The 15,456-nt window shown below is 54.9% G+C and carries 15 protein-coding genes and 6 pseudogenes; 7 read left to right on the forward strand and 14 right to left on the reverse strand.

All coding sequences use genetic code 11. From position 1 onward, the window contains the following. Window positions 1–20: 20 nt before the first annotated feature. Entirely contained in the window at window positions 21–1,568 is a 1,548-nt protein-coding gene (locus tag AC3WVQ_RS25270) for a calcium-binding protein (protein ID WP_492383149.1), read from the reverse strand. Window positions 1,569–1,948: 380 nt separating this feature from the next. Between AC3WVQ_RS25270 and tnpB (AC3WVQ_RS25275) the strand changes: the two genes are divergently transcribed. After that, the gene (tnpB, locus tag AC3WVQ_RS25275) at window positions 1,949–2,332 is read left to right on the forward strand and encodes an IS66 family insertion sequence element accessory protein TnpB (protein ID WP_492383150.1); all 384 of its coding nucleotides are present in this window, start codon (window positions 1,949–1,951) and stop codon (window positions 2,330–2,332) included. Window positions 2,333–2,566: 234 nt separating this feature from the next. Then, a complete protein-coding gene (locus AC3WVQ_RS25280; RefSeq protein WP_492383151.1) occupies window positions 2,567–3,337 on the forward strand; it encodes an ABC transporter permease in 771 nt (256 codons plus the stop codon). Between the two features lie 8 nt (window positions 3,338–3,345). On the opposite strand, the gene AC3WVQ_RS25285 is transcribed toward AC3WVQ_RS25280, so the two are convergent. Continuing rightward, entirely contained in the window at window positions 3,346–3,756 is a 411-nt protein-coding gene (locus AC3WVQ_RS25285; protein ID WP_492383152.1) for a hypothetical protein, read from the reverse strand. A 223-nt stretch (window positions 3,757–3,979) separates the two neighbouring features. Between AC3WVQ_RS25285 and tnpA the strand changes: the two genes are divergently transcribed. The 3 genes and pseudogenes from tnpA to tnpC form a co-directional block, all read left to right on the forward strand. Next, window positions 3,980–4,459: an IS66-like element accessory protein TnpA gene (tnpA, locus tag AC3WVQ_RS25290; protein WP_492383307.1), complete on the forward strand. Its 480-nt coding sequence runs from the start codon at window positions 3,980–3,982 to the stop codon at window positions 4,457–4,459. Further along, window positions 4,456–4,806, forward strand: a pseudogene (tnpB, locus tag AC3WVQ_RS25295) (IS66 family insertion sequence element accessory protein TnpB). The gene tnpA and the pseudogene tnpB (AC3WVQ_RS25295) overlap by 4 nt, the downstream one beginning before the upstream one ends. A 72-nt stretch (window positions 4,807–4,878) precedes the next feature. After that, window positions 4,879–5,984: pseudogene (gene tnpC / locus AC3WVQ_RS25300) on the forward strand (IS66 family transposase); the annotation flags it as partial. Window positions 5,985–6,006: 22 nt separating this feature from the next. Here the strand turns inward: tnpC and AC3WVQ_RS25305 are convergent. Both AC3WVQ_RS25305 and AC3WVQ_RS25310 read right to left on the reverse strand, forming a co-directional pair. After that, a pseudogene (locus tag AC3WVQ_RS25305) lies at window positions 6,007–6,135 on the reverse strand (transposase domain-containing protein); the annotation flags it as partial. Window positions 6,136–6,243: 108 nt separating this feature from the next. After that, on the reverse strand, window positions 6,244–6,495 hold the full coding sequence (locus AC3WVQ_RS25310; protein ID WP_492383153.1) for a hypothetical protein: 252 nt from the start codon (window positions 6,493–6,495) through the stop codon (window positions 6,244–6,246). Window positions 6,496–6,642: 147 nt separating this feature from the next. On the opposite strand from AC3WVQ_RS25310, the pseudogene AC3WVQ_RS25315 reads away from it, so the two are divergent. Next, window positions 6,643–6,752: pseudogene (locus AC3WVQ_RS25315) on the forward strand (transposase domain-containing protein); the annotation flags it as partial. Window positions 6,753–6,866: 114 nt separating this feature from the next. Here the strand turns inward: AC3WVQ_RS25315 and AC3WVQ_RS25320 are convergent. The 3 genes and pseudogenes from AC3WVQ_RS25320 to AC3WVQ_RS25330 all read right to left on the reverse strand — a co-directional run bounded on the left by AC3WVQ_RS25320 (window position 6,867) and on the right by AC3WVQ_RS25330 (window position 8,830). After that, the gene (locus AC3WVQ_RS25320) at window positions 6,867–7,574 is read right to left on the reverse strand and encodes a class I SAM-dependent methyltransferase (RefSeq protein ID WP_492383154.1); all 708 of its coding nucleotides are present in this window, start codon (window positions 7,572–7,574) and stop codon (window positions 6,867–6,869) included. Between the two features lie 119 nt (window positions 7,575–7,693). After that, window positions 7,694–7,941 (reverse strand): annotated as a pseudogene (locus AC3WVQ_RS25325) (IS66 family transposase); the annotation flags it as partial. A gap of 625 nt (window positions 7,942–8,566) precedes the next feature. Then, window positions 8,567–8,830 (reverse strand): hypothetical protein, encoded by a 264-nt coding sequence (locus AC3WVQ_RS25330; protein WP_492383155.1) that lies wholly within the window; start codon window positions 8,828–8,830, stop codon window positions 8,567–8,569. A gap of 330 nt (window positions 8,831–9,160) precedes the next feature. Here AC3WVQ_RS25330 and AC3WVQ_RS25335 point away from each other — a divergent pair, with 330 nt between their 5' ends. Then, window positions 9,161–9,331, forward strand: a complete 171-nt coding sequence (locus AC3WVQ_RS25335; RefSeq protein WP_492383156.1) for a transposase — start codon at window positions 9,161–9,163, stop codon at window positions 9,329–9,331. Between the two features lie 386 nt (window positions 9,332–9,717). Here AC3WVQ_RS25335 and AC3WVQ_RS25340 read toward each other — a convergent pair whose 3' ends face one another. From AC3WVQ_RS25340 to AC3WVQ_RS25370, 7 genes and pseudogenes are all read right to left on the reverse strand, one after another. Then, on the reverse strand, window positions 9,718–9,957 hold the full coding sequence (locus AC3WVQ_RS25340; protein WP_492383157.1) for a hypothetical protein: 240 nt from the start codon (window positions 9,955–9,957) through the stop codon (window positions 9,718–9,720). A 71-nt stretch (window positions 9,958–10,028) separates the two neighbouring features. Continuing rightward, window positions 10,029–11,218, reverse strand: a protein-coding gene (locus AC3WVQ_RS25345; RefSeq protein WP_113544760.1) for an IS3 family transposase whose coding sequence is annotated in 2 segments (ribosomal slippage) — window positions 10,029–10,969 and window positions 10,969–11,218 — 1,191 coding nt in all. Because the reading frame shifts where the segments join, the coding sequence is not laid out codon by codon here. A 221-nt stretch (window positions 11,219–11,439) separates the two neighbouring features. Continuing rightward, window positions 11,440–11,580, reverse strand: a pseudogene (locus AC3WVQ_RS25350) (sugar phosphate nucleotidyltransferase); the annotation flags it as partial. A 195-nt stretch (window positions 11,581–11,775) separates the two neighbouring features. Continuing rightward, window positions 11,776–12,159 (reverse strand): hypothetical protein, encoded by a 384-nt coding sequence (locus AC3WVQ_RS25355; protein ID WP_492383158.1) that lies wholly within the window; start codon window positions 12,157–12,159, stop codon window positions 11,776–11,778. Window positions 12,160–12,268: 109 nt separating this feature from the next. Continuing rightward, window positions 12,269–13,375 carry a GSCFA domain-containing protein gene (locus AC3WVQ_RS25360; RefSeq protein WP_492383159.1) on the reverse strand — a complete coding sequence of 369 codons (1,107 nt, stop codon included), beginning with the start codon at window positions 13,373–13,375 and terminating at the stop codon, window positions 12,269–12,271. Then, a complete protein-coding gene (locus AC3WVQ_RS25365; protein WP_492383160.1) occupies window positions 13,375–14,172 on the reverse strand; it encodes a hypothetical protein in 798 nt (265 codons plus the stop codon). Before AC3WVQ_RS25365 ends, AC3WVQ_RS25360 begins: the two co-directional genes overlap by 1 nt. Window positions 14,173–14,226: 54 nt before the next feature. Next, window positions 14,227–15,456, reverse strand: a complete 1,230-nt coding sequence (locus tag AC3WVQ_RS25370; protein ID WP_492383161.1) for a glycosyltransferase family protein — start codon at window positions 15,454–15,456, stop codon at window positions 14,227–14,229.

Here is a 15,456-nt window from a genome sequence, read left to right on the forward strand (position 1 = left end):
TTCAACTCTCCTTCGTCCTGCTAGAGAATGAAGTAGTCTTTGGTGAGCGTAATCGGATCGTCAAAGTGTATCTTGAGGTCCGCAACCTTATCGCCATTTGCATCAGCGTAGACGTATGTGTCGGATGCTTCCTTCACATATCGAACTTGGCCGGCCGCACCAGTGAACCCACCCGTGCCAATAAACGCGAATGCTTGATCGCCTGCCGCCGTCGTGCTCGCGTCTATCTGGGAGAGATCTATGCGGTCGCCATCGCTCGGCTTGAAGTCGAAAACGGAATCAAATGTCGCTCCGGCCGAATCCGCGGGAGATGCGAACACAAACTTGTCAGCGCCAGTTCCACCATAAAGCCGATCGGTGCCGGCTCCACCGAATAGCCAATCGTTGCCGAGCCCCCCGCCAAGAACATCGTTACCGTGTCCTCCAGTCAGGGCATTCACGCCCCCATCACCGGTGAGTACGTCCGCAAAACGCGAGCCGAGAAGATTCTCGATGCCATAGTAGGTATCGCCCTTAGCGTCCCCGGTGTTGCTTGCGAGGTCCGCCAAGTTTGCTCTAACAGCCGCCGATGCTGAAGCGTAGGACGCAGTGTCACTGCCGTTGCCACCGTTCAAGACATCGCCTGCGGCCCCGCCGGCGAGCGTATCATGACCTCCTCCTCCAGTGAGAACGTTGGCGGCCGCATCACCAGCGAGAACGTCATTGAAGCGTGAACCGGAAAGGTGTTCGATCGAAATATACGTGTCACCTTTCGCATCTCCGGTGTTGCTGGCGGGCGCCACAAGGCTAGCGCTTACACCGGCCGCAGCTGTCGCGTACGAGGCCGTATCGCTACCGTTGCCACCATCGAGACGGTCGCCGCTGGCACCGCCAACGAGAGTATCGTTTCCTTCTCCGCCCTTGAGAACGTTGCCGCCGGCATTGCCCGTGAGCACGTCGTTGAAGCGCGAACCTAGAAGGTCTTCCACGTCGAAGTACGCGTCGCCGGCTGCATCGCTGGTATTGCTTGCGGGATCAACGAGACTCGCGTGCACGCCTTGATCAGCCGTGGCATATGAAGCGGTGTCGGTTCCAGCGCCACCATAGATCCAGTCGGCACCCTTCCCGCCGATGATCGTGTCATTACCGGCATCGCCATAAAGATCGTCGTCACCACGGCCTCCGTTGAGCGTATCGTTACCGTCGTAGCCCATCAAGATATCAGCGAGATTGCCACCGGTAAGTGTGTCGTTCCCTCGGAGCGCATTAGCGATAACCGCGGCGTCATCCGAAAGGCTCCAGGTATCGGCAGCAGCAACGATGCTGCTCGCAGAAACACTTATGCTTTCGAAGATAAAAAGGTTCGCGCCATTGTAGGTGCCGCCGTAACTGGCCACGGTGCCGGCATAGGGAACGCCGTCTGCGTCATATTTGAACCCCGTCCCCCGAAATTCGTCAGCGGTCCCATCCGCGTAATTCACGCGAAACACGGTCGATGAACGTGAATAGGTCGACCCGTAAAATAGGTTGCTGAAATCGAAGATGGTTTGATCGAAACTGAAGTTTCCCGCGACCGTAAGCTTGGCCATGCCATGTTCCCCTAACCCCAATGCCAAAGTGATAGAACAAATCTAAGTTGCGTTCAATCTCGCTCGTCTGAACCAAAGACGACGTCTTTGGAAACGGTCGGATGGCCTAGTTCGCCGACGTCATTTCGACGTTCGTATTGATGCTTGCGTCGAAGACCTGGACCAGGGAGTAGTCCTTATCATAAGCATTAAATTGAGGTCATTACGTCGATCGAGCGGCTGCACTGGTCTCGGGACCTCGTTGGCCGCGGCGACGCCTCCGGCGCAAGTGTTTTATAGATCGCCCAGGCGGCTGGCATCCATGTGAGCTGAATCTTCCGCTGGCGCAAGAAGCTCTGTCAAATCTCCGCGCCGCCTTGCTCGTAGAAGCTAGAGCCGTCATGATCAAAATCAGGTTGGCAATTTGCTCGCTGGCGCTCTTTTCAACCGCCTCCAACCGCGCGATCTCCGCCCGGCCGCCTTCAGACGGGCGCGGTACCGATGGTCTGGCACCTGTCGTCAGCAGTGAACATGGAAGCGCCGGGCTCCGGAGCGATCTTACGCTTCCGCGGGAAGCACGGAAGCACGCCGACCGGATCAAGCTTCGATGGTGGGATGGCCAAGGGTTCTGTCTATTCTACAAGATTTGCGGGCGCGGCTACTTTCCTTCGCCGACGGCAAAAGATGATGTTGCGAATCTAACCGAGGCTCAGTTGTCGACGCTTGTTGAAGGGATTGACTGGTGCCAACGAGCGTGGACTTGCGCCGTTGGCCGCGCTGGATAAAATCTATATCTTACAGTGACATCCGGTCAAGACGCTAATGCTTTCGCTGTAAACCGGCCATGTTTTGTTACTTGTCCCACGAAATGGCGCGCTCGAACCACACGCCGCTGAGTGGGTACCGAGGACAGTAACCTCGAGGATTTAGCTAGGGAGAGCGACTTTTGCTGTGCGACTAACCCGTTGAGTTGCAGCCTAAGTAACACTAGAAGACGTCGTGATCAACTGAGGCGAACAATGTCATTCCTTAAGACTCATGTCCAAGTAGTTGGCGCCTTGCTCGTTCGTGAGGTTACGACTCGATACGGCGGGAAGCCTGGCGGTTATATATGGGCCATCCTTGAACCGGCGTCCTACGTCATAATGATGACCCTCGTCGTGGGCGGCATTGCTCACCAACCGGCTCTAGGAACGAGCTTCAGCGAGTTCTTTGCGACTGGCTATCTAAGTTTCTTCTATTATGCTGGGTGTGTTGGATACCTGACCTCGGCAGTTCGCGCCAATAAGACCCTGTTGAGCTACCCAAACGTCGCTCCGATCGACACGATTCTAGCGCGCCTAATCGTTCAGACGCTTACGACCACCTTGGTCAGTGTTTTGGTGTTAGGAACCATTATATACTCACAGCGATTCCCGGTATCCATCCGTTGGGGGTACATTCTCGAATCTGTTGCCGCGATGACAATTTTGGCGGCAGGGGTGGGGCTTGCCAATTCGGTACTCGGCCCGAAGTACCCTCTATATGAACAAATTTTTGGGATAGTTTCGCGCCCGCTGATGATCCTCTCGGGCGTCATGTATCTGCCGGATTTAGTGCCTCATCCGTTCCGAGACGTATTGCTGCTAAACCCCCTATGTCATGCAACGATGCTATTTCGCGAAGGTTTTTATCCAGAATACCGGGCGACTGAGTTCAATTCGACGTACATGTGGTTGTTCGTTCTTTTCGTATTTGCAGTAGGCAATATGATTTTCACCTCCAGTCGAAAAACCCTTCGGGATGACTGAAACAGGTCTCACGCTTCAGGGCTGCTAGCCGCCCCTTTCTCCAGTTGCCGCTCTCGCAATCGGTATTCAATCGCCGCAAGGCAAATGGCGATGGCTGGTGTAGCCGCTTCTTCCGGATGCGCGTCGCCAATTATAGCCTTTGCACGGCCGGCCCCGCTCCAACTGAAGCCGCCGAAACCGACATGGGGACAAACCCTGTTGAGAAACAGGAGGGCGGCATCCGTTGATCCTGTAAAAAACGGGAGTTTGAGTAGGACGACTCCATCCAGCTCCCAAGATGCACTGGGGAATTGTTTTCCGTTCCGAACCAGAACATCTTCCCTCTTCACCCAGCCGCCAATACGGGCAATCTTCTCGTCCATAATGCGGTCCGGACCGCTCAGACCACGAAGGTCGTTCAAGAAATTGACTACACTCACTTCATGCTCCGTTCATCTGGATGTGGGGTTATAATGTAGGAAGTTGGTGATGTCACTCTAGCCGTAGCCGGTGGGTGGTTCGCGCGACCGGCTCGAGCAGGATCTCGCCAGGCCGACGTCGATCGCATGCCTGTCCGGCAACGACAACGCGAAAGCCGCCGTTGGTTGCGATGATCGTAAGCGGTGTTTTTACCGCACCTTCCGGATCACTTCGTGATTGACGATGTTGAGCCCGAACGAGGGCCTGGAATATATGTCGATTTCACAGCTTACGCCTACATCTAACGATGACGAGCCGGCACGTTGGTTTGAGGTTTTCACTGGCAGCGGCCGGCGGCGGGAGTGGAGCGACGAGCGCAAGGCGCAGATCGTCGCGGAGAGTTATGAGCCGGGCGTGACGGTCTGCACCGTGGCTCGACGTCATGGATTGACCACGCAGCAATTGTTCACCTGGCGTCGGTTTGCCCGCAAGCCGCTCGAAGATGTGCTGGTCGTCGAGGACGTTCCCATGTTTGCACCAGCGGTCCTGGATATGCCTGCGAAGGCTGTAGCGAAAGAGTGTGGACCGGCGCGCGCATCGAGAAAGAAGTCGAGCGGCGAAGCAATCGAATTGGAGAACGGCGGGGCGATCGTGAGGATCGCGTCCAGCGCGGACGCAGCCACGATTGCCGCCGTCATCCGGGCTGTGAAGGCGAAGTCGTGATCGGGCCGTCGGGAGCAGTAAAGGTCATGATCGCCACCCGGCCTGTCGACTTCCGCAAAGGCGCGGAGGGTCTGGCGGCGCTGGTCAAGGCAGAGATGGGTGCAGACCCGTTCTCCGGTACGACCTACGTGTTCAGAGCCAAGCGCGCGGATCGGATCAAGCTGGTTTTCTAGGACGGCAGTGTATCTGGTGTCCAAGCGGCTTGAGGATGGTGGTTCCACTGGCCAAATATGAAGGGCGGTGCGATGCGCCTGACAACGGCACAGTTCTCGGCATTGTTCGAGGGGCTGGACTGGAAGCGCGTTCGCGCACCGCTCGAGGCGCGTGTTCCGAAGCAGGCTAGCTAGTTGCCGCGACCCATTGAAGCACGTTGCCCAACGCCCTCGTTTTTAGTCGCCGGATTATGCTGTTGTCGCTCCATGGCGACAACGGCCGACGAACTTCCTGAGGACCTGAGAGCACTCAAAGCCATGGTGCTTTCGCGGGATGTAGAGAATGCCCGTCTGCGCCAGATCATCAAGGAATTACAGCGTCATTGCTTCGGTCGCCGGGCCGAGACGCTTCCCGAGGATCAGCTTGTCCTTGGGCTCGAACAAGCCGAATATGTCGAGGCAAACGGTCTGGCAGATGAGGAGTAAGCATCGAGCGATCTGCGCCGGGAACAGATCGCCAAGCGGCGGACAAACCGCGGTGCTCTTCCCGCTCACGTACCGCCCATCGATGTGATCATCGACATTGAGAGGCATGACTGCCCCTGCTGCGGCAATGGCCTGCAACGGATCAGCGAAGACGTCAGCGAGAAGCTCGACATCGTGCCGGCCCAGTTCCGAGTTCTGGTGACGCGCCGTCCCAAATATGCCTGTCGCGCCTGTGAGGAGGTGGTCGTCCAGGCGGCAGCTCCCTCACGGTTGATCGAAGGCGGCATTCCGACCGAGGCGACCGTTGTCCAGGTACTGGTCTCCAAATATGCTGATCACTTGCCACTTTACAGGTAGGCGCAAATCTACAAGCGCCAGCGGATCGATCTTGATCGCTCAAAACTCGCAGACTGCGTCGGCCGAGCCGCCTGGCATCTGCGCCCAGTTCATCAAAAGTTGCTTGAGCATCTGAAAGCCTCGACGAGACAACCGCCCCGGTGCTCGGTCCGGTTCGGGGACGACGAAGACCGGGCAGTTATGGGTATACACCCGCGATGACCGGCCATAGCAGGGAGCCGACCCGCCCGGTGTCGTCTATATCTATGCACCCGATCGCAAGAGCGAACGTCCTATGGCGCATCTCAGCGGCTTCGTCGGCGTGCTGCAGGTGGACGGCTACGCCGGCTTTCAAGCGCTCGCCGCCGCAAAACTGTATCTTGGCATTCTGCTAGAGCCATGTGCGTCGGCGTTTCTACGAGTTGCCGGCTGCCGGTCCCGCGCCCATCGCCAGTGAAGCGCTCAGACGTATCGCTGTGCTTTACAAGGTCGAGGATGGCATCCGTGGTTGGACCCTTGATGAGCGCCGCGCTGTCAGACTGGAAAAGAGTAACCATCCGGGCAGGCCGCAGGCTAGGCAGCCTGATGTTGTCGGGATTTCGGTGGCTGCCAATTCCAAGGGAGCAATTGCTCGAGCCTGGTGATCGAGGTGTCGGCGAGCCACGCTTGTGGATAAATGTCATTGAGCTTCGCGCTTTTTACCGACCGGCGAACTATGCCGAATGCCTCTTCTGATGCTGACGGCACACCGTGCGTTCCCGGCCAATTCGGCGGGGAGCCGTTGGGTGGCACTCGGCATAGTTCTCATGCTCAGAGCGTATTCAGGAATTCCAGAAGCCGGTCGCTTGGTCGAAATCGTTCGGCCTTGGCGCGTTCGTAGGGCGGCAGCTTTGCGAGTGCGGATTCCTTCAGTTCAAGATGTGCATGAGGATAGGTCAGCGTCGTTTCCACAGCCTCATGGCCCAGCCACGGGCAATGAATGAGCAGTCGACGCCCGCCTGTAGCAACGCCACGTGCATTGCCGACCCAAACCTTCTTTCGACATCTTGGCGGCGTAGACACGCGCAAACTCCTGATACCATGGAGCAGCTTCCTTCGCGTCAATTGCGACGGAGAGATCCTAAGCTATGCCGGCTGGGCGACGACCGCTATGCTGCCGGAAACGTTGAAAAAACTTGATTAATCGGCATTGTTCGCCGGTCGGCATAAACGGCCAAACTCAACGACGTCGAGCCAAGTCCTATCTCATCGACGTGCTCGCCAGGGTCGCCAACGGCCATCCTAACAGTAAGATCGACGAATTGCTGCCGTGGACCTAGCTTAAGAAGCCAGAAACCGTAGAATACCGCTTACGTAACTAACGGGATCGACTAATATTCACCGCTGATACGAGTTACGCAGTTTTTAGCACAGGTTTCGCACACGGAGGAAGATCAACTGCCATAGTCACGTCTGCGGAAATTACTCAAGAGTGCCCAAGTTGCTTTTATCCCACTCAATGCACTATTAGTGTGCCTCGGTGGTGGGATTTTTCGGAAAAGCACTCTGTCAGAATGAATTGAGCCGTCGAACGTTTCGTGGGTGAACATCTGGCTATCATCCAAGAATAGTTCACAGACTAGTCTCAATTGTTGCGTAGCTGTTTGCTTGATTGTGAACCATTGGCTGACTTGGAGATTCTTTGCAGGATGCATTGTTCTCGAGGAATCATAGGTCCAATTGAGGTCATCAATCAAAATATATCCTCCAGATTTCAGCATGCGGATGCATAGAGCAACAGCAAGTCCATCCGTGGGAAAGTTGTGTTCACCCTTTAGGAAAACGAAATCAAAGGCCTTTGCTTTACGCGATTTGATGTCGAGTAACAGTGGCGCCAAACTCCAGTTGTAGCTGTCCAGAGTTTTCCGCGAGTGTCCATGCGGGCGAATATTCTGGATTCCCTTGTTCTTCAAATCCCTTGTCAGCTCGGTTACTGTCTCGACATAGTCGAAAATATGCAGTTCGCCGCGATTGCGCATCATCTTGGCCATGGCAAGGGTTGTGGCGCCTACCCCGACGCCGATTTGAGCAACCCGCGGGTACTCATTGTTGTTCAGGACGTGACGCAATGTAAGAACTGCGTCTCGACAGGGTTTGGACATTTGCTGAAACTCCACTGTTCCAATTCGCTCAAACAAAAAATTACTGAAGCATAATTCTTAGTTCGCTTATCACGATTCTGTCTTCTATCTCTGGTTCCCCTGAATGTCTAAATTCTGTTATCCAGAAGTTCGGACACGTCCTCGCCGATGCAATGCGGTCATCTACCCCGTGCGCAATAAGGCTTTTAGGCTCCATGATCTCTTCGGTGAGAGAGTGCCGCGATTGTCTGCACGTGGCTTGGAGACCAAAGGCAGCCTATTTGAAAGCCGCGACCAGCTGCTCAAGCCGCTGAACGCTGCCTTGCGCGGCGATCAGCGTCGCCTTCAATGCAGCAATATCGTGGGCAAAGTCGGCGGCGCCCAACATGTCGGAAGTTTTTCTAATTCCCTCCGTTTCATCGCCGGAATTTGCAGCCCAAGTCATCGTGACGCACCTGTTCGATGGAGTGTGGCGCTCTCGACTCCACGGCACGGACCCGAGCAGTCGAGCCCAGCAAAAACAGCGCCTCGAAGCGGCACGCCCAGTTCGTCGCTCACGGTGGATCGCACGTCCAGGCTTACTGTCGTGAAAACCTCCGAAGTAGTCGCCTTGGAGAAACGTCCGTTGCGCGTCCAAATCAATCTGATCATAGATTGGATTGGCGAGCATAACGTGGGAATGGCATACAGGTTACGCAAATGAAGCATCGTTGTAGATCCTCTTGCAATTCTTAGTGCACGACCCAAGACACATCGGTGTTTGGCGATTGGGGAATGTCGTACAATGTAGCTCATGCCTGCCATTTTCGGGAGGGGCGGTCAGGTACCGAAATGTCTTCTACGCCGGCTGGCCCAGCGGCGTGATGCTAGGTTCGTTCCTCGTTCGGCCGTCATGCAACCGCCCGCGGTATAGCGGGCGGTTGCAACGTTCAGGTAGGCCCTACTGAGCAGGGGGCGTTGTTGCGGGTTGCGTCGTCGACGGCTGGGTAGTCGAGGGAGTCGTTGTTGACGGTTCAGACGTTGATGGTGCGGTCGTCGAAGGCTGGGTGGTTGTTGATGGTTCTGTAGTCGATGGGGGCGTCGAAGTTGAGGGAGTAGTCGATGGTTGAGATGTCGTCGCCGGCGGTGTTGACGTTTCCGTGGTCGCTTCCTTCTTGGGCATGAGGAAGATTATTGCGAGGATTGCCAACACGGCAACAAGGATTCCGATGAGCGTATTCCGGTTCATTATTGGCTCCTCTTTGGATGCGTCCGACTCGATAATTGTCGCACAGCAACCGAAATGTCAGTTCCCGGTGCTCGGTCGGAGACGGTCGTTCTCTCAGACGAAAAATAGAAACAAGTTGGAGCCATGAGAATGCGAGAACGGCGCCTGCCGTGAAGTCGCACAGCGACAGGGCGTTCTCCGGCTACGAGGATGAATTTTTCCGACAAGTCAGAAGAAACAGAGGGCGAAAATGACCGCCGCAGCAGGCTAGAAATCGGTACGCGGTGCAGAGAGCCCGTCTGGCGACAGCACGAACCGGGCTTATTCGTGTGCGCTCGGAGAATGAGCGTTGGCATGAATAGCTATGTCTGAACGTATGTCCGAACATAGAGACTTCCGTATGAGCGAAGCCGTTGCGGATCTGTTGGAGGGCGCTCAGCGGCAGTTTCGACGCCGGTCAGATGAATTCAAGGCGGCAAGTTTGGAGTCTGGGGCGAGCGTTTCGGCGGTGGCGAGACGCATCGGCTTTGATCCCTCGCAGTTTTTCACGTTGCGGCGCAACGCCGCCTGAAAGCCGAGGTCGTCGTCGGTACGGCTGGAATGGCCTGCTCCACTGTGGACATCATCAACGGCGGCGTCGTGATCTGCGTGGATGTCGGATCGACGAGTCTCACCTTGTTAGGCTGATCCGCCTTAGCCGGAGCCATGGTCTGCGCGCCGGTTTGCTTAAAACAGAGGTAAATCCAGGGCGCGGCCACGCTTTTTCAGGCGCTATTCTAAACGGACCAGAACAACAGGGCGCCTTCGCTAGGCGGCCGAAATCGCAGCAATGATCAATCAAAGTTGTTGGCCGCGCACATCGCGACTTATCCCGATCAAACCCGGCTAGTTGCCAGGACGCCCAAATATGCGATCGAATAGTCTGTTTCGAGGGAGTGTGGCTGAATGTCGCGGCAGCTAGAAGGGTCGATGTTTTCGCTTGTAAGCGACCAAGAGCAGCAAAGCGAACACCACGATCGCGACTGACCAGAAATCTGTGGTCTGATCCCAGTTCCAAAGCCAGAACTTGTAGGCTTCGAGATGCGGCGGCGGCATATGCACACTCATCTCGTAGTCTCTCTTCTCGCGCCCATGAAAGTGGCCGGCGCCGAAGGCAAGCCCGATGATGATTGCGTCGCGGCAGGAGTAGAAGAGCATGCCAGGAACGGCAACGACAGCGGCAATGCACAGCGCCTCAACAATATGGCCAATGACCTTGCCCCCAAGTTTTATCCAGTTTTGAGTTTGCTCCAGCGGTTTTGGGTTGCTGTATTGGGGGCGGTAGCGGCGGGTTGCGGTGCGGAGCCATTCCGGCTGCGCAGCACCGCATCACGTCGCGGGTTGATTGTCTGAGCGAACTCGGCAGGTGTCATCCAGCCGAGTCCAGAGTGTGGTCGATGATCGTTGTAATCGCTGCGCCAGTTTGAAAGCGCCGATCGAGCATAGGCCAGTGACGAGAAGAGCGTCTCATTCAAGAGCTCGTCGCGCAGCCGCCCATTGAAGCTTTCGATGAAGGCGTTCTGGATCGGCTTGCCCGGCGCGATGTAGTGCCAATCCACCTTGCTCCGATCCGTCCATTGCAGGATCGCGTTGCTGGTGAACTCACTGCCATTGTCGCTGACGATCATCTTCGGCTTGCCTCGTCCCTCGATGATCCGATCCAGCTCACGGGCGACCCGCAGGCCGGAGAGCGACGTGTCGGCGACGAGAGCCAGGCATTCCCTGGTGCAATCGTCGACGACCGTCAGAATCCGGAACCTGCGGCCATCGGTGAGTTGATCCGACACGAAGTCCAGTGACCAGCGATCATTGGCGGCAAGCGGGATCAGCATCGGTGCTCGTGTGCCTATCGCTCGTTTCCGACCGCCGCGCTTGCGCACCGTCAGCTTCTCTTCCCGATAGAGCCGGAAGAGCCGCTTGTGGTTCACAAGGTGACCCTCACGCCTGAGCAGCACATGAAGGCGTCGATATCCAAAGCGGCGGCGTTCATGCGCCAGCGCCTTCATCCGCTCGCGAAGGTCATGGTCATCGCTGCGCCTGGTTTCGTAACGGATCATCATCCGGCAAAAGCCGATGGCTTTACACGCCCGCCGTTCGCTCATCTGGTGGTGATCCATCAGATGAGCGACAGCTTTCCGCCTTGCTGCGGGCGTCACCACTTCTTTCCCAAAAGGTCTTTCAAGGCCGCATTGTCGAGCATCGCATCTGCCAGGAGCCGTTTCAGCTTCGTGTTCTCGTCTTCCAGCGTCTTCAGCCGCTTGGCTTCGGATACGTCCATGCCGCCGAATTTGGCCTTCCATTTATAGATGCTGGCATCGCTGACGCCGTGCTTGCGGCAAAGCTCCGAGACGGGCGTGCCAGCCTCGTGCTCCTTCAAAATGACGATGATCTGTTCGTCTGTGAAACGGTTGCGCTTCATTCCCTGGTCCTCTCAATGGGCCAGAGCTTACTTCAAAATGGATTATTTCAACGGGGCAAGGTCACCTCCAACGCAGTCTCCATGGAGAAACTCCTTTCGCTCGTCCATAGAAAGGCCATCACAGATCATAGCGACGAGGACAATGTGGGAGCAGAGCACCGGTTACCGCCTGAGAACACCGCTTACCGATGATCGCTCGCTCGTAGCGTTCCGAACCCCCCCACCTGTTCGAGCCTCTGCTGGAACAGTAACTTCTCCGGCAGCATCCGCAGAAACTGCTTCGGCGCTGCGGAGCGCGAGATCGGCCACAGACGTGTGTCTTTTCCGCCCGCCATGATGAGAGGAACAATTTTCGACGTCATGCAGTCTACCGTGAGGTACACACTTTTTTCAGCGTGTTGGGACTACGGTGTAGCCAGCCACGACCTAACGCCGATTTTCAGGCTGACGTCGTGAAGGAATTGACGCTGTAATGGTTCCAACTCCTGCTATAGCAGCGTTTGAATAACAGCTTTTGATATCCGTCTTCTCGTTCTGATTTGACAAAGAGATCACGTTCAATTGTTACTCGACCAAAGCTTTGCGCCTAGTGCTGCCGCGCATAGCGCCAGAGCGGGAGTGGAAGCCCTGTGGTATGGACCATTGTTAATACGAGCCACACTGCCGCTTTCCTCCCAACTTACGCCTCCGAGACTGACGGGATCTATGAGTAGGGCAAGATCATGCGCCCGATCCACAGAAGCCGTGAACTGGGGAACCTTCCCAAATTCTCCATTGAGCGGATCGGCCCAAACAACAGTTCTAACCGTCTCCTTCGATCCTTCCCTTTCTACATACTCAACTTTCTTTTTGTAACCAACCTGCTGGGCAATCTCAATGTCGAGCGATCGATCCGCTCCCTCCGCGGCCTCTATCTGACGAATTAGTTCCTGGAGCGACATACGAATCTCCAACTCCGGCCCGTTTTGTTTCTACCAAGCTGCCTTTTGGGGCTGATATACTGCGCTACAAACTTCTATGGTTCGCGAACAACGCGGTCTCAGTAAATTCTCAAGACATTGCAGTTTCGAGATTTTCCTCGTCACATACCACACGAGCCGCTTTGCTGCTCGCAGTCTCGACCACGTTCACCTTTGGCCCACGATCATTAGATGCGACGGCCTGCTTGTGAGATGGCCGGTAAGACGCGATCTCTCGGCCATAATAATGAGCGAATAGGGTTCTCATTACGTGGTTCACGCCGGGTTCCGTCACAGAGCGAAGATCTTTCTCATAATATCCGCCCCGAGAGTAATTTCCGGTTATAATCTCATAAGATGGGAAGTAGTCTATCCTTTGGTCTTTCTCTGCAATCTCTCCGGCCACGGCCCGAAGGACGGACTTGGAATACGTAGTAGACGACAGAACGTGACGTGGCTCTGCAGTCGCCACCAAGGGTACTGGCGATACCGTGAGTATAACCTTAAGATTCGGATTGATATCGAACAAGCGAGACAGCGCGCTCTGCAAATCGGCGTAGGTCTCCGAGAAATTCAAGTTCTTGAAACGGTGCAGCGTGGGGTCGAAATTCCCGACTCCACATCCAGGGCAAATCGGATAGACTGCGCCGTCTACGGTAGACTCCCAACATTCGGTTAGACCGAGCGTGAAGACGAACACATCCATTTCCTCGAAAAGGGATCTCACCGCAGCAAAATGCCTCTCCCTGTCAAGTCTATACTCACGAAGCGAGCCGAACCCGCCCGGCTGTATGAATGGTCGGAAAGGGTCCACGAACCCATCCTCGGTCACCCAGACGTCATCATTGGGTACAAATTCGCCGTAGGCCCTTTTGATTAGTTGAAGCAACTGTCGAGTTGTATAGATATTGCCATATCTGGCTGAGAACGTGCCGTAGTTGAACTCTTCGAGTATCTCGCTTCCTAGAACTCGGTTCCCTGGCTCAGTTACAAAATAACTGCCACCTTCCTGCTTAAGGTAGCGCGCAACATGTTGGGCGAAGCAGCTACCTGCGGTGGCTATTTTTTCCGAAGATTCCAGTCCAAACTTAACGGAAACCACCGGATCCACGTCGTTCGCCTTCACGGCTTCAATTGCCTTACGCCAATTGGAAGTCGCCGGCATTTCCCTATAGGGACAGTTGTATGATTTGCCCATCAATGGTTCCAATCCTGCACAATGCGCTCACAGCAAGAAAGCAGTTCGACGCCGTATAGAAAGTTAGCGTGAACTGCGTCCTTCTTGTACTCATCCGCTAAAAAGCCCGCCTCATTCGAGGTCGCGGGTACTTCCCGAACATATCGCACACCAGCTGCGTCGCAAATCTCTTGCATGATGAGTGTTTGGGTCAGCCACAACTTCAAACGCACGTATTTATCATTAACAATGGCAGTGGAGTTGTTAATCTCATTATTTTGGCGAAGCTTCTCGGCTACAAAATCGCCATCTTCGATCGGCGGAGGCGCCTCAAAATGCATAATTCCGGCGTACCCAAGTTTGCTCAAACGGTGCATGAGCGCCGTCAGACCAATACACTGTCGTTGTATCAGGCTTTTGATTGCGCCGAATGGTACCAGGTCAGCACCATCGTTTAACGGCAGCGCCTCATAACCTGGTACGACAAAGTCGAAGGCAGGTCCTTCGAGCAGCAATCCGACTGCATTGTACGCGTTTCCCTGACATACGGACGCTAGATATACGTCATTCGCTCCCGCAGGCGGGTGTGTATTTAGTACAGATAGCAAGGCGGCGTTGATCTGCTCAGCCCCTCTGGCATTGTAATTGATGAGATCTCCTGGGAACTGTTTGGTACCACAAAGCGGGATCTCTAGGCTGAAATGATCCGTATTTGGCGTGAAACTCCCGGTCTTCCATGCCGCGCGCAGAGCCCAGACATGGCTGTGACCAAATATTATGACGCGTTTCGCTTTTACGGTACTCACCAGCGCTTCCATGCCTTTACCTCGTTTGAAATCCGTGCCGCAAGAACCAATGCTCGCGAATGGTCATCAAAAACGGAACCACCTGCGGCCCTTTCGGATCGCGGACAACAATCCTACGGAAATTCCGATCCGATTCCGTTTGCCATAAAGACGCTGTCCTAGTGGCTTAGTCTGCTCACCAGATTTCGCCGTTGCGTCACCGGCGACGCTGCTCTTCTTCGAAGCAGCAGACTTCTTGTCGCTCGCTTCGATCAAGAGATCCAGAAGCTGCCCCAACTGAGCCGACACAACTGCAGGGCTATAGTACTCGGCGCGCTCCAACAAGTCTCTCACGATCGCTTGATGGTCCTCTGCTGAAAGGCCCGCCACCTCAAGCACAGCACGGCGAAGATCTCCGTGCACATCAGGGTCATAAAGGAACCTATGCACGGAAGCCGGAAGGACCTCAACAAATTGCGGCGTTCGTGGACCGATTACGATTTTTCCGAATGAAATACCGAGGAGTGCTGCACCGGAGGTTAAGAAGCGATCATACGGAAGAACCAAACACCCGGCGTTGGCCATCAAATCCGGTATACTGGCGTCAGGGATGTGACGAAGATCGAAGAACACATCGTCCCTCCCGGCACACGATGCCTCTAGCTCCGCTCCGTACCCATCTCCTGAAATTGCGGCTCCTGCGACGTGTATTCGCAAGTTGTTTTCCCGGGTGAAAGTCGGATCAATTTCCAAGAAAAGACGCTCTAGATTCTTATATCTTCGCACCAAACCGAACGACAAAATAGTACGATTGCACGACAAAGCTCCGACGTCGACGGGATCGGCCATCTTCCCGCCGTATACTCCTAAATAAGATGGATGCGGAAGCATAAAGACTTTGTTCGCGTAATTAATACCCTGATCCAACAAGAGCGCGATCGTCCTTATGTTATGAACCAGTATTCTATCGCATCTCTTCGCAATTTCCGCTCGTAAATTCAAGAATATATCTACATACTCTAATTCGTGCGGAAGGGAATTGTGTACCGTCCACAGAACTACGCCACCAAGTTTCTTATAGTAATCGAGTCTCGCCACAAAATATCTGACCAAGTGCTGAGCTTCTTCCTCGCTGCAGCAATGTCGAATGAGGTGTTCCTCCCAATGAATGTGTAGAGCCCCTACTCCATGCTCCCTTAGCTCCTTGACTGCAAGATCAATATCGCCTTTTACTGGTTCATACTTGTCTACGATAGAACTGTAGATTGCCTTCGTATACGGGTTACCTTGAAACAGGGTGCAATTAATAACCTTCAT

The organism is Ensifer sp. EB106-05-01-XG146, assembly GCF_058791875.1.